Annotated in this window: 8 protein-coding genes, 1 rRNA gene and 1 pseudogene; 2 read left to right on the forward strand and 8 right to left on the reverse strand. The window is 37.7% G+C overall.

What is annotated here, in order from left to right; translation table 11 throughout:
- Positions 1-359 precede the first annotated feature (359 nt).
- Positions 360-1,079 carry a glycerophosphodiester phosphodiesterase gene (locus tag ACFTQ7_RS21950; RefSeq protein WP_386831112.1) on the reverse strand — a complete coding sequence of 240 codons (720 nt, stop codon included), beginning with the start codon at positions 1,077-1,079 and terminating at the stop codon, positions 360-362.
- Positions 1,080-1,328: 249 nt separating this feature from the next.
- On the opposite strand from ACFTQ7_RS21950, the gene helD reads away from it, so the two are divergent.
- Positions 1,329-3,566 carry an RNA polymerase recycling motor HelD gene (gene helD / locus ACFTQ7_RS21955; protein WP_386831114.1) on the forward strand — a complete coding sequence of 746 codons (2,238 nt, stop codon included), beginning with the start codon at positions 1,329-1,331 and terminating at the stop codon, positions 3,564-3,566.
- A 472-nt stretch (positions 3,567-4,038) separates the two neighbouring features.
- Here helD and ACFTQ7_RS21960 read toward each other — a convergent pair whose 3' ends face one another.
- Positions 4,039-5,508, reverse strand: a complete 1,470-nt coding sequence (locus ACFTQ7_RS21960) for an MDR family MFS transporter (RefSeq protein ID WP_386831116.1) — start codon at positions 5,506-5,508, stop codon at positions 4,039-4,041.
- A gap of 145 nt (positions 5,509-5,653) precedes the next feature.
- On the opposite strand from ACFTQ7_RS21960, the gene ACFTQ7_RS21965 reads away from it, so the two are divergent.
- A complete protein-coding gene (locus ACFTQ7_RS21965) occupies positions 5,654-6,229 on the forward strand; it encodes a TetR/AcrR family transcriptional regulator (protein WP_386831118.1) in 576 nt (191 codons plus the stop codon).
- Between the two features lie 170 nt (positions 6,230-6,399).
- Here the strand turns inward: ACFTQ7_RS21965 and ACFTQ7_RS21970 are convergent, their stop codons facing one another.
- The 6 genes and pseudogenes from ACFTQ7_RS21970 to rrf all read right to left on the reverse strand — a co-directional run.
- Complete coding sequence (locus ACFTQ7_RS21970; protein WP_386831120.1) at positions 6,400-9,258, reverse strand: hypothetical protein; 2,859 nt, start codon at positions 9,256-9,258, stop codon at positions 6,400-6,402.
- A 403-nt stretch (positions 9,259-9,661) separates the two neighbouring features.
- Positions 9,662-10,690: a WxLIP family cell surface protein gene (locus ACFTQ7_RS21975; protein ID WP_386831122.1), complete on the reverse strand. Its 1,029-nt coding sequence runs from the start codon at positions 10,688-10,690 to the stop codon at positions 9,662-9,664.
- 272 nt (positions 10,691-10,962) lie between these two features.
- On the reverse strand, positions 10,963-11,769 hold the full coding sequence (locus ACFTQ7_RS21980; protein WP_386831126.1) for a WxL domain-containing protein: 807 nt from the start codon (positions 11,767-11,769) through the stop codon (positions 10,963-10,965).
- Between the two features lie 63 nt (positions 11,770-11,832).
- Positions 11,833-12,327 carry a WxL domain-containing protein gene (locus ACFTQ7_RS21985; RefSeq protein WP_386831128.1) on the reverse strand — a complete coding sequence of 165 codons (495 nt, stop codon included), beginning with the start codon at positions 12,325-12,327 and terminating at the stop codon, positions 11,833-11,835.
- A gap of 26 nt (positions 12,328-12,353) precedes the next feature.
- Positions 12,354-12,575, reverse strand: a pseudogene (locus tag ACFTQ7_RS21990) (hypothetical protein); the annotation flags it as partial.
- A 1,544-nt stretch (positions 12,576-14,119) separates the two neighbouring features.
- Positions 14,120-14,212: ribosomal RNA gene (rrf, locus tag ACFTQ7_RS21995) — 5S ribosomal RNA — on the reverse strand; the annotation flags it as partial.

A 14,212-nucleotide genomic window follows, 5' to 3' on the forward strand; every position in this document is an offset into this window, starting at 1 on the left:
TATCCACGATTTGAGCGAGTCTATCCACGATTTGACGGTTCTATCCACGTTTTGGGCTGTTCTATCCACGACTTCGACGAGTCTATCCACGATATGAGCGGTTCTATCCACGATTTGACGGTTCTATCCACGTTTCGGGCTGTTCTATCCACGACTTCGACGAGTCTATCCACGATATGGGCTGTTCTATCCACGACTTCGACGAGTCTATCCACGATTTGAGCGAGTCTATCCACGATTTTAACGGTTCTATCCATCACCTTACTGGTTCTAATAACTTTGGCTTCTCAATTCGACTCTTTTTTCCTTCACCTTAGCTCTTCTTTCTGCCACTCCACCCAATCCACGCTCCAGCCATCCTACCCTACCAACGCAGCTACGATCTTCTCCGGGTCATCTGTAAATATCCCCTGTACGCCGAGCTGCTGTAATTGTTTTGCGTTCTCGACGTCATTTACTGTATATACACGGACAGTCGTTCCTTCATTTAGAGCTTCTTGAACAGATCTCCGAAACGCTGTTGGTAAGTTGACGTGTATTGCGTTTGCCGGGATTTGAGCTGTATAGCTGGTAAAGTCTACTAAGATTTCTGCAAACAGCGCTGCTTTTTCGATATATGGCGCTCTTTGCGAGATCATCTGAATAGATTCATGATTGAAGGAGGATATAATCACTCTTTCTGTCATTTGATAGGCAGCAATCTCTCTAATCACAAGGGCTTCTATCCCGTCATATGGGAATACGTCGGTTTTGAGCTCGATGTTAATGCGGTGATTTGTGCCTGCAAACAGTTCTAATACGTCTCCTAGAGTTGGTATGCTTTCATCTTCACATTCAGCTGAAAACCAGGAGCCAAAATCAAATGCACGAAGCTCTTGTAGCGTGTAGTCCTTGATGTAGCCAGAGCCGTTTGATGTGCGGTCGATTGTTTCGTCATGAATAACGACTAACTCCCTATCTGCTGTTAAATGAACATCTAGCTCAATTCCTGTAATCGGAAGCTTCGATGCGGCCGTAAAAGCAGCCATCGTATTTTCAGGATAATGTGCCGAAATGCCTCTATGAGCAAAAATTTCCAATCTAATAACCTCCTAGTTCGCTCACCTTTAGTTGGTGGGGCGATTTTCTATCATTCAAGTTCTCTTGTTCTTTCCTAAATAAGCCTATTACAATTTCACTTGCTGGTAAATATTATATATAGTAGTATGAGAATCTACATTAATTATACCTAGGCCTCATTGCGTCCGGATTCAGCTTTGAGCTAGGGTCTACTTTTCTCTTCAAAAAGTTTTATTAAAACATCATAAGTAATTAGGAGGTGCTAAAAAATGACTGCACAACATCCAGATTTTCAGGCTGAAGTGGAGCGGCTTGCTTACACTAAAAATTACATGCAGCAAATTTTAAATGAATCGCAAAGAGGTTTGCAATCTGCTCAGGAGAATATTCGTAAGTCGATGGCGGATCTTGACTATTTAGATTCAAGTTTGGGCTACAATAATATTTTGGCAAATGCTCGTTTTTTTGAAATGGCTCGGAACCAAAAGGAAGGCTTAGAAGCTATTCAAAAAAAGCCATACTTTGCTCGAATTCATTTTCAAAAGACTGGAGATCCTGAAGAGTTTCTTTATATCGGAAAAACGTCTTTGTTTCATCGAGAAACGCATGAGCCGATTATCGTAGATTGGCGTTCACCGGTAGCGAATGTTTATTATGATGGTCGCCTCGGGGATATGGAATATGATGTTCGTGGAGAAATCCATAAAGGACACCTATTTGCCAAGCGACAATATAAAATCCAAGATGGTGAATTGCTTGATATTCGGGATATTGATTTAACGACAAACGATGAGTTACTGCAAGAAGCGTTAGCTGGAAAAGCCGATGTGCGTTTGACAGAAATCGTCTCCACCATTCAAAAAGAACAAAATGAAATTATACGAGCACATCTTCGTCAGCCGATTATCGTACAGGGTGCTGCTGGTAGTGGGAAAACAACCATTGCCCTACACCGAATATCGTACTTCCTCTATACAATGGGCGAGCATTTTAACCCTGAGCAGCTCATGATTTTAGCACCGAATAAGTTGTTTATCGATTATATTGGAGATGTTTTGCCAGAGCTTGGTGTCGATAAAATTTGTCAAACAACCTTTACCGATTACGTTCTAGCTGCGACTAAGCTAAAACTGAAACTCCAAAACCCTAATGAGCAGTTAGAATCGCTTGTTGCAGGTGAACCCCAACAGGTAGCTTCTTGGATATCTGAAATGAAGGGCTCTCTTTATTATCGTGATGTCATCGAGCGCTACGTGCAAAAGATTGAGCAGGAAATTGCTAACCAATTTGAGGATGTATTCATTGAAAAATATTGCATTATGCGTGCCTCCCATTTAAAGAAGCTATTTTTATATGAATTTTCTTATATGCCGATTGAAAAACGACTGGCACATATTAAAAAAGTGCTAGCAAGTCATGCCCGTCAAAAGAAACAAGCTATTTTAATTACGCTCCATAAAAAATATGATGCAGCACTTGGCAAAGCACTTGATGGATTCCGTGATGATGAAAAACGTCGTCGAGTTGTCACGAAGTTTATTGATGAGCGTGATGAACGCATTCCTGCCATTGAAAAAGAGGCAAAGTCAACAGCCACTGTTTATATGCGACGCTTTTCCAAACATAACATCAAGACTCTCTATCGTTCCCTTCTAACAAATGCTGAGCTATTAGCAGAGCTTGCACCGGAATGGCATTATCTTGAGCAACAGCAATTTTTACAGGCACATGCTAAAGAACAATGGGTGCTTGAAGATTTAGCTGCCCTTTATTATTTACAAGCTCGCTTAAAGGGCATTCCTGATGAATGGAAAATGAAAGTCGTCTTCATCGATGAAGTACAGGACTATAGTTTATTTCAGCTTGCCGCTTTAAAAACAGGACTGGAGACAGATATGTTTACGATGGTCGGTGATTTAGCACAAGGGATTCACAGCTATCGTTCCCTTACTGCCTGGGAACCTGTCCAAAATCTATTTCCTAGAGCAAGCTTTAGAACACTGCAAAAAAGCTATCGAACGACCATTGAAATTATGGAAGTTGCGAATAAGGTTTTAGCACAAATGGATGAACAGCTGCCATTAGTAGAGCCAGTAGTTCGTCATGGCAATGACCCTACCTATATAGAGGCTCCATCATTCGATGCCCTGCAAATTAAAGAGGTTTTTGATGCCATTCGAGCCAATGGACATCATTCCATTGCTTTAATTTGTAAAACGACTGCAGAGGCGATTACCATGCAGCAAGCATTAAAAGACAAAAAAATTGCTTCTCAGCTTTTAACTGAAGACGAGTCTATTAATCAGGATTTATTGCTCGTTGTGCCGAGTCATTTAGCAAAAGGCCTTGAATTTGATGCTGTGATCGTAGCTGCCTTCGATACACCTTTCTACGATACAAAAGTTGATCGAAAACTACTGTATGTGGCACTCACTCGAGCCATGCATGAGCTATATTTAATTGGTCCAACCAAAAATACTTTTCTATTAGAAAATGAACAGATGTAAAAAAAGTCACCTTCATAGCGACTTTTTTTGCATCGAACATTCAATGCCCATCTATCATTTCCGAGGCGGTATGCGGTAAAACCTGCCTCTGGATAAATACGCTTTTACAACTTTCCACCATGACCTTGGTGCTTCCCTTGGAGGAGACTTCTTTTTAGGTAGTGCCGGCATGCGCATGATAACGACTCCTTTCATAGGCTTGCTATTACTATATGAAGATAGTTACAAATTTATGATAAACGGTTTCCTAATGATAGCTTACACAATTAACTTTGGGACTTCCAGTATAATTTACCAATAAATAGAATAAAAAACATTTTCTTTACACTTATCTAAAAACAGAAAGAGAGATGTATCAAACATACGATACATCTCTCTTTTTCATATTTTATAAACTAATTGTAAAATGACCGTTTCCATCGCCAATGTGGCAATATATTCATTCGCCCACGAATACAACGTTTACAACCTTTTAATTTTCTATAAGTTGAGTGGCCTTTACTTTCTTTTTCCGTCCTTTTAAGAAAAACGATACAACAAGGGCGATAATTATAAAGACTAACCCAAGCGTAAATGCCTCTTGGAAACCAGATGTTAATCCGTTTAGCTTTTCAGCGGGATCCATTGGATTTGCCGAGTTTTCCATGTATTTATTTGTACTTGCTGTCATTTTAGATATAAATATAGCTGTTCCAATTGCGCCGGCTACTTGCGATAACGTATTAAAGATCGCTGTACCGTGTGGATAAAGCTCTGGTGTCAATTGATTTAACCCATATGTTTGTACTGTCATTACAAACATGAGTCCAACCATTAATACACTGTGCATCAAAATAATTTGTGTTAATGTCGTTTCTGCGTTAATACCACTGAATAGCCACATCGCAAAGGCCACTAGCCCAATACCTGGGATGATAATAGTCTTTGGGCTTAATTTATCAAATAGTAAACCTGCAACCGGACCCATGATGCCGCTAATAATACTTCCTGGTAGCATGATGAGCCCTGATTTATAGGCTGTCACAAGTAAAACCATTTGTAAGAACATCGGTAATAATGTCATCGTTGAGAACAGGGACATCATGACGATGAATATTAACCCAACTGACAAAGCAAACATTGGAAATTTAAAGGCGCGTAGTTCTAAAATTGGATGATCTTTTTTTAATTGACGAACAACAAAAATGACTAACGCTATAACCCCAATCATTAAAGTGATATACACTTTCGGATCTGACCATCCTAAATCACCTGAAGAACTAAAGCTATACACAATTCCACCGAAACCTAATGTCGATAAAAGAATTGATAAATAATCCACTTTTGGTCGTGTTATCTCAGAGACATTTTGAAGATACTTCATTCCAATTGAAATTGAAATGATGGCTATAGGTATAACAAGGTAGAATAACCAGCGCCATCCAAGCGAATCAACGATGATTCCCGATAATGTCGGGCCAATTGCCGGAGCAGACATCATCACAAGTGCGATTAAGCCCATTGTGGCACCGCGTTTTTCAGGTGGACAAATAATTAAAATCGTATTCATTAGTAATGGTGAGATTAATCCAGTAGCGATTGCTTGGACAATACGACCAATTAATAAAACGCTAAATGTCGGTGCAACCCCAGCAATCAATGTACCGACTAAAAATGTGACCATGGCGGTTAAAAACATTTGTCTTGTTGTAAGCCATTGTTGAAGTAAAGCTGTGATCGGTACTAAAACGCCCACAACTAACATGTAAGCTGTAGAAAGCCATTGAATGGTCGAAGCTGTCACATCAAATTCTCTCATTAGTACGGTTAAAGCATTACCAAGTAATGTTTCGTTTAAAAGCGCGACCATTGCACCTAACATTAATGCGATAATTATTGGTTTATGTCTAATAGTAGAAAGATCAACTTTGCTACTTGTAGAGCTAGTAGTCGTCATATTCATTTATTAACTTTCCTCCTACCGTCTTGACTATTAATACATGTGTATACAAAAGATCACAAGTAATATAATATACATGTGTAGATTAAAAAGGCAGAATCAATTTTCAACAGTTGTATAATTAAACTACAGATTAGGAGAAGTGTAGATGAAATCGAATGAAGGGCAATTGGATTTACGTATTAGACGTACACATAAATTATTGTGGGAATCTTTATTTGAATTAATGACCCAATCGAAACAGAAATATAGTTCCATTACTATTAACCAAATTTGTGATCGTGCGATGGTTCATCGAACAACTTTTTATCAACATTTTGAGGATAAAAATGCATTATTAGCTTTTGGGTTTGGACAAAATCAAGAAGAAGCGTTGACAGTACCACTTTTAGATCGATTAACGAAGCCATTTCAAGTGATAGAACAATTCTTACATCATAAAGAGATTGGTAAAATACTAGAGTCTCAAATGGATGACGAACAATTTATCAACTTTATGACTTATCAAACTCGTGAAATGAAGAAACAAGAGAATGAAGAATTACAACGAATTTGTAAAAATCATACGATACCATCTGAGTTAATTATCGAATTCCACTCAGGTGTCATTACAACGTTAAGTGCATGGTGGTTACAAAATAGAAAAGATGTTTCGGCAAAAGAAATGGATAGCTACTTTCATGCAATGATCAATCAAGATATTTTTCAATTTGAAATAAGTTGAGACATTTTTAGTGTAAAAAAATTAGTAGGTTCCATAACTCACGTAAATGTTTTTTCTAGAATTTTTGTTCAAATCATATCCTTGAAACAAAAAACATGAGATTGGTAAATAATCAATCTCATGTATATGAATTATTTAATTTTAACTTATGAAGTCTTGTCCAAAATATTTTATTCATTCAACGGTACATCCTGAAGTACCCATCTTATCGTTCCTTTATAAGCATCAGCCTTAGCGGTTCCGGCTGTTACTTCTAAATAAAGCCCGTCCCCGTCTGGATTCCACGTATTAGAAATGTCGACTACTTCCCTGTTTTTTGTTTCTTTTTTATAAATCTCTGCTGAAGCTTTTTCAGTAAGGATTGAAACCTTTTCACCATAGCGGTAATGTAAGCTATCTAATGTCGCACCCGTCTTTTCCCCTGTTAGCGGCTGCTCTAGTTTTGCTGTCATCATCCAAGAAGGTTTTCTCGACAGCGAACGATTATCTTGTACCGCTAAAGGTGTATCAAGCTGGATAGGATAATACTTTTTATTTTTTGGTGAAATCTCCAGTTTTTTTCCAAAGTCAATCACTTGAGGCGCAGAAACGAATGTCAACACACCAGTAATTTTAACTTTTACTTCATTTGATGTTCCATTGACTACATCATCTGTACTGTATTTCCCTGTTGCTGTTCCTTGGCCTACCACATATTCTCCCTCTGTCGCATCATCTTTCACTTTAGCATTGAAAGTAATTGTTACTTTCGTAGAGCGTGGCAAGTCTGGTTTGAGTTTTACTTCAATCGCAGAACTATTGTATGTGGCTGTACCACTTCCATCTAATACTTTAAGGTCTGTTGGTGGTTCTAAATGTGTATCATATTTTTGTGTAATCGTAAATTGACCATATGTGCCTGTATCTTTTAGGTTATAGCCAGAGTCTACTAAAATCTTATAGCTTAATGTGTCACCTGGCGCAACTTCTATTGTCTCATTGCCATCTTGATTAAATACTAGTTCTTTAATGTCTAATGCTGGGCGGACTTTTATCGTTTCGATATTAGATTTCTGATCAAATTCGTCCATTATATATACAGTAATTTCGTGATCTAATCCATTTTCCATCACATTATTTGGAATCGTATACTCCCACGGAACCTCTGTGTCTAAATTCTCATTTTCATCCTCACTGATTAGCATAGGTTCGCTTCCATCTACCGTATAGTAAAGACGAATACGTTTACTGCCCTTACCGTTCCATGTTCCTGAAATATGATAACCATCATCTTTATATTCGTCATCATTATCTAAGTTAATATCTAGCGTTTCTAAGTTGTTATCAGTTAATGCCATCTCTAAATTCGCTTCTCTGACCGTATCAGGCTCTAATTCTTCTGGATCCCACCTTAATGCCCAACCTGGGTGTATAGTAAATTCCTTCATTAAACCCTTGACAGAGGCATCAGTACCCTCCGCATTCAATTTATTATAAAATTGATAACTAAATGGGTACCTTGCCGGGTCATTATTTCCCTTAAACGTAGTTGGATGATTTTCATAACCTTTACGGTAGAAATAAAGAAAGAAATCTTTACCGTCAGCCAATTTTGTCTCATAAAAATAGAACCCTTCATTATCTCCTAACGAATACATCTTACTTTTGTCATGCCGCCCAGCAATATCCATATGTGCAGAATAAGCAAAATTTGTGTATGGATGTTCATCGCTCAATTTCAAATATTTCATACTTACAGTAATACGCCCGTTTGCATTCATGGGACGCATTTTTATTCTTACATAGCCATCTAGGTAGCTACCATTAATGACAGCCGCATAACCAATCAGTTCATGTGTCGTTTCATTTTTATATAGTTTTAAAAGGGGTATTCCGGAAGTAGATTGAAATCGTGCGCTATCGTCTGGTCTGTCCCCATGAGCAATCATCATTCCATTCCCTTGATTGTAAGGACTCGTCTGAATCGAAGGTCTCCCTTTTCTATAAAAATACGTTGCGACAACATTATTAGGACAAGTTTTATCAATGCAGTTTTTAAGAGCTAGCGCTACTTGGAAATTTTCCGCATGTACAAACGACTTACTGCTTACTAAGCTGCTAAGTGTTTGATCCGGAGTAGACAATAATGGACGGCCCCAGTCGTCCTTGTTACCTTTATAAGAGTCCTTCGTATTTAACGACAAATATGTCCTGTCATTGAAAAAGTCTCCAAAATACATGTAATATGTTCTGCCGTCATCGTTTCTTTTCGGGATTTCGAGACCTCTATTTTCTGTCATTCGTGTATAGCCTTCTTCTTCTAAGTTTTTCTCAGAATCATCCAATGCCGAAAAATCAATATCCTCAATTTTACCAACACTACTAATAGGTATTCCTTTACCGCGCGCAGCTATTGTAGCTCTATTACATTTAGGCGCTGGCTTTTCTTCATTGTTTGCTAGCTCTTCTTCACTGTTAGACCCTAGCTGTTCCTCTCCTTCAATTACTAGCTCTTCTTCGCTATTAAATCCTAACTGTTCTCCATCTTCAGTTGTCAGCTCTTCTTCGCTATTAGACTCCAGCTGTTCCTCACCTTCTGTTGTTGAATTCTCTTCTATTTCAAACTCTGATTGTTCCACACATAAAGGTACTAAACCTTCTTCATTTCCTGATTCCGGTTGTTCTTCCCCTTCAGTTATTGGATCTTCTCCATTTTCGGCCTCTGGCTGTCCCTCTCCTTCAGTTGCTGGATCTTCTCCATTTTCGGCCCCTGGCTGTCCTTCTCCTTCAGTTGTTGGATTTTCGCCATTTCCAGTCTCTGGCTGTCCCTCTCCTTCACTTGTTGGATTTTCGCCATTTCCAGTCTCTGGCTGTCCCTCTCCTTCAGTTGTTAGATTTTCTCCATTTTCAGTCTCTGGCTGTCCCTCTCCTTCACTTGTTGGATTTTCTCCATTTTCAGTCTCTGGTTCCTTACATTCAGTTGCTAGATTTTCCTCATCAGACTCTAACTGTTTCTCACATTCAATTTCCAGCTCTGTAGGATCACCCACAATTGATTCTGCTTCAAATAGATTAAGCTCGGAAAAGACTAGGACAAAAACCAATATGGATATTACTATTTTCCGCATTTTTTCTTTTCACCGACCTTCTTACATGTTAGGCAGCTTCATAATGAAACAATGAAGCTAATCTCGCATACTAATCACTTTGTGTCCTTTTCATTTTTTCAAATTAACTTTTTCTTTTTAACAAATGCTTCATCTGATTTTTTATTGATTCACTTGTTAAAAAACCAATCGCTATAAAAAGCTTGTCATAGTCAGCGTGATACACGCCTCCACCCTTGCATTAGAATCATAAATTGGTGTATGATTTTTCCAAAACGAAAAGTTAGCAATGTAACCGATACAAATAACTCCAGTACAAAGGCGTATTTTTTATCATTCCATATAATTAATTCATTTTTTGTTGTTTTTTCTGCTTCTTCTTGCTATAAAATATATACAACAATAACCCTACTACTAGTAAAATTAGCAACCCTACCATATAAGCTAAATAATTCGGACCTTCAATCGTTACATCTGTTGCGTTAAATTGCTTCACTTCTTCCCCTTTAATGGTAAAGTCCTTCTCGAATTCCCATGATTCTTTGCTCGACTTAGCCTTTAAATGTAACGTATACTCCCCAGATTTGAATTTTTCACCATTTAGTGCAATCGGATACTCAAAATTCGAATTTGGCGCCATTTGCATGTTTTGTTTTTTCGATTCATAAAGCACCTCTGTTTTCCCTTTTTTCGTAACTTCCGCATCCACCTCAAAACTGTTTAAATACGTTGCCGTTGGATTTTGAAGCGTAGCATTAATCACATTACGGGCATTCAATTGTCCAGGTTTAACATCGTGTAATTGCAAATCTTGCTTCACTATTTCATCAGTTTCTTGTAGGGTAATTCCCACTACATAAGCATATTTATTTTCAATACTTATACCTTTAGTTGTTTCCTTGGTATTCTTTGACGCTGCTTTCTTCTCTTCTAATGTAATACCGCCCGCTAAAATCCCATCGAATTCTTCTTCAGGCATCGTTACATTTAACTTTAAATCCTTACTCCCCTTAGCCGGAATCGTAATTTCCTTCTCAGTTTTAATTAAATCTGCTAACTCATAAGGTAATGAAGAATCACGTTCAGCTGTTGTAGAGCCGTACTCTACAACACCATTAAGGTTCGTTGTAGCTGAATGAATTTCGGGCTCAATGACGACATCATATTCTGTTTCATTTTTTAATTGAATCGTTAATGTTTGCTTTTGATTAGGCTCCATTTTCAAATTGAAATAAGATTTTTGTGTATCAATTTGGTTATCTGGAATAACGGTATATACACCAAAATTAAATTTAGATGCAGAAGCAAATGGCGTAAACCATACTAGGTTAACGATTAATACTCCGATTATAGTCAATAATGTATTCTTTTTCATAATTTCTATCATCCTTACTACTTTAGAGAGACTGTCAAAAAGTCTTCTAAGTCATTAAATATTCTTATATGGTAAAAACCCGCTATGCTTATGGAGCAACAGGATATACGAAGGCATAATTCTCCTGTCGCCCACATACTCATGCTTTGTTGCAAATAGAATTAGGAGGCATCGCGGGTTTTTACCTGTTTATCAAACTATTGAAGTAAAATGATAGGATCCTATTTTTACTTTTAATAGTCCCCCATCAGGAAATTTTATTATTGTCCTGTTTATTCAGCTATTCCAGGTACATCTGTCAGCGTCCAAGTTATTGACGTACTATATTTATCTGCATATTTTGTAGTTGAACCTGGGACAAAAAGTTCAATACTATCCGCTGCTGTAACGTCATTACCAAATGCTAATACGTAAGTACCAGACCCTTCATCAGCTTTAGCAGACATAATAGTTTGAGCTACACCCGTTCCATCTTCGTTGAAAGTTAACTCAAAAGATGGTTTGAAAATAGATGGGCTTGGAGATGCAGAACCCGTATTCACCTGACCATTTGTAAACCTAATTTCAGCACCCGTTAGTACCTTATCTTTAGTGCTCTTGAATTGACTGTTCTGTTTCACTTGCAGTGACCAACCTGCATCTGAACCACGACCATCTGTCACTTGTACATAGTTTGGGCCTTCTGCAGGAGTACGATTGCTAAATTTTTGTGGTTTCGCTTTGTAAAATTGATTGGTAGAAGTAATTTTTTGTGTACCAAAGTCTAAGCTAGATGCATAGTCAATACTTAATGGACCAGGTGTTCCTTGCTTTGGATCTTCTCCTTCTGGTAAAGTTGGATCTTCAGGACCTGGTTCCACTGGTTTACCTGTATTTGGATCTTCTTTACCTGGATCAGTTGGGTCTGTTGGCGGAGTTATGATGTCAGAAGCTGGTTCAAATTGGATCATTGCATTCGAGTCATAGCTCCCACCAACTTTTGATTCTGGTTCTTCCGCAGAAGCAGTGACGCTTCCTCCTAATACGAAACCTGTTAACATTGTTGTTGCAACACCTAGTGCTTTTAAATTAGTACTCATTTTCACGTTTAATCATCCTTTATTATTAATTATTATTAGCTGGTACATCCGATAAGTTCCATGTTACGTTTCCCCTGGAATAGTAAGGGAAATAGCTTTGTTTTTTTGTACTTTCTTACCTTCAACTTTCGTCATCTCATCTACTGTCCCCCAAAGGCCAGCCCCTTCAGTTGATTTTGCTGACATGACTAGTGACTCTGCTCCCTTTGGATCTAATGTAATTTCTTTAGCAGCTGTTGATGGTGTTACTCCTTCTGTTTTACCTGTGACAGTTGGATTAACAAATTTGATTTGCGAACCTATTAATTCTTTATGCTGTGCTGTAGCATTAGCAAACTGACCTTCTTGTTTAACGGTTAATGTCCATTCACCATTTAATCCGAGATGATTTGAGATTTGCACATAGTTCAGTACATATTTACTATTCTCACCAGAACGTAACTCTTGAGCATTCGCATAATAAGTTTTTTCTTTGTTCGAGATTGGATTAATACCAAAATCGAGACTTGATGCAAAATCAATGCTTAGTGGTCCTCCAGTTCCCTGTGCTGGATCTATCGGATCTTCTGGATTTACTGGCTTCTCTAAATTTGGATACTTTTTTCTATTTCACCTGGTTCTTCTGCGGAAGCAAATAATGGTGAGAAAGACATCCCACATAGTACCGCGGCCATTGCTACAATTTGCAAAGTTTTTTTAATTACATTCTCCTTCCATTTTGTTTTTTTATATTTACGTATCACATAGAATGCGGATACGGTAAATAACACGCCTAAAATTATTATCCCTAAATAAGATGCTTCTCCCGTTTGAGGATTTTTTCTAGGTACTAAGAATCTAGTACCCTTTCCGAATCAGAATTAAACATATTTTTCTAAAAAACTATTTTCTCTTAGTAACACGGCAATTTCCGCAACTTACATTGTCTTTATATTTCAGTCTCCTTACATTATTATTTATATTTACGTAGCACATAGAATGCGGATACGGTAAATTACACGCCTAAAATTATTATCCCTAAATAAGTTACTTCTCTGGTTTATGGATTTTTTATAGGTCCTAAGAATCTAGTACCCATTCCGAATCAGAATTAAACATACTTTCCTAAAAAACTAATTTCACTTAGTATCGAAGCGATTGCTACAACTTACATTGTCCTTTTATTCATAGATTACAGTCACATTCCATTGCGTTTTTTTATATCTACGTAGCACATAGAATGCGGATACAGTAAATAGGGGCAAGCAGCTTCCGTAAATACCATCATGAAATCTGGAAGGAATTAAAAAATGAAAACAGACATCTTTTCCCTCTTTATCTTCTACAAATTCCAATTGTATTGCCTTTTTCGACACGATACAAATCAACTTTTGTTGCTTTTCTAGCAAAAATTGATAAAAGTTAATCTTGAAATTAATGAGTTTTAATGATTTGCATTTGGTTCGAGAGGTTTGAAACGAGTATTATTGAAAATTTGTTCATCATCATGCAGCGATAACTTCACCTTTATCCCTCTTCTACTGTTAGCTTTTTCTCGACCTTATGACCTAAGTAGCTAGTGGTGGTGTCATTTCTGTTTGCCCAAGACAGTTGAATCAACTTAAAATTTTCTATTTTTGCAGAAAAACAAAAATGGACATCCTTTTATCTTAATGATTAAGATTATTAAGGGTTAAACCTTCTGAGGAAAGATGCAAATCAATCTTTGCACACTTTTGAACATATTTTGATAAATGCTTCTTTCTACTGCATTCTCTCGATGTTTCTCATGGGAATCACACTACCTCTACCTAGTAGATCCATCCTGGATTTTCTGTATTCTTCATAGAAAACTCCATTCAAAGGTTATTCTCTCTGAATTGTTCTTCATTCTAGAAGTGAATGGTACGATGTCCACTGCTGATTTTTGATGGTTCAGCTACCTAACGCTAAATATGTTATAAAGTACTTACGTTTCCATTAGACCTCCCCCGCTAACGCATGAAATTTCATACCATCCATCATTGCAGCCTTCTATGAGTTTTGTGTTTCTCGATCAGTGCTTTGCCGCCAGCTTCCTTAAGATTCCGTAACGTTATGGATACCATTGTTACTAGCTAACCACTACTTCTGCCTTCACGGTTCAGGGCTTTATCCTATAGTTCATACGCAAGCCGGGCACATATAGAAAAAAGAGATGTATCGAATATACGATACATCTCTCTTTTTCACGTTTTATAATCAAAGCGTCTGGTACATAAACACGTAAATTTTACAGATTCTCCTTCTATTTTTAAGAATACTCACAGGCCAAAAGAATATTTATTTTCATAGAAAAAAAGCCGAGGAATAAATCCTCGACTTTTCAAGTGCCTAGCGACGTCCTACTCTCACAGGGGGAAGCCCCCAACTACCATCGGCGCTAAAGAGCTTAACTTCCGTGTTCGGTATGGGAACGGGTGTG

This window comes from Lysinibacillus sp. NPDC056959 (genome assembly GCF_042674095.1).
GTDB classification, from domain to species: domain Bacteria; phylum Bacillota; class Bacilli; order Bacillales_A; family Planococcaceae; genus Lysinibacillus; species Lysinibacillus zambalensis.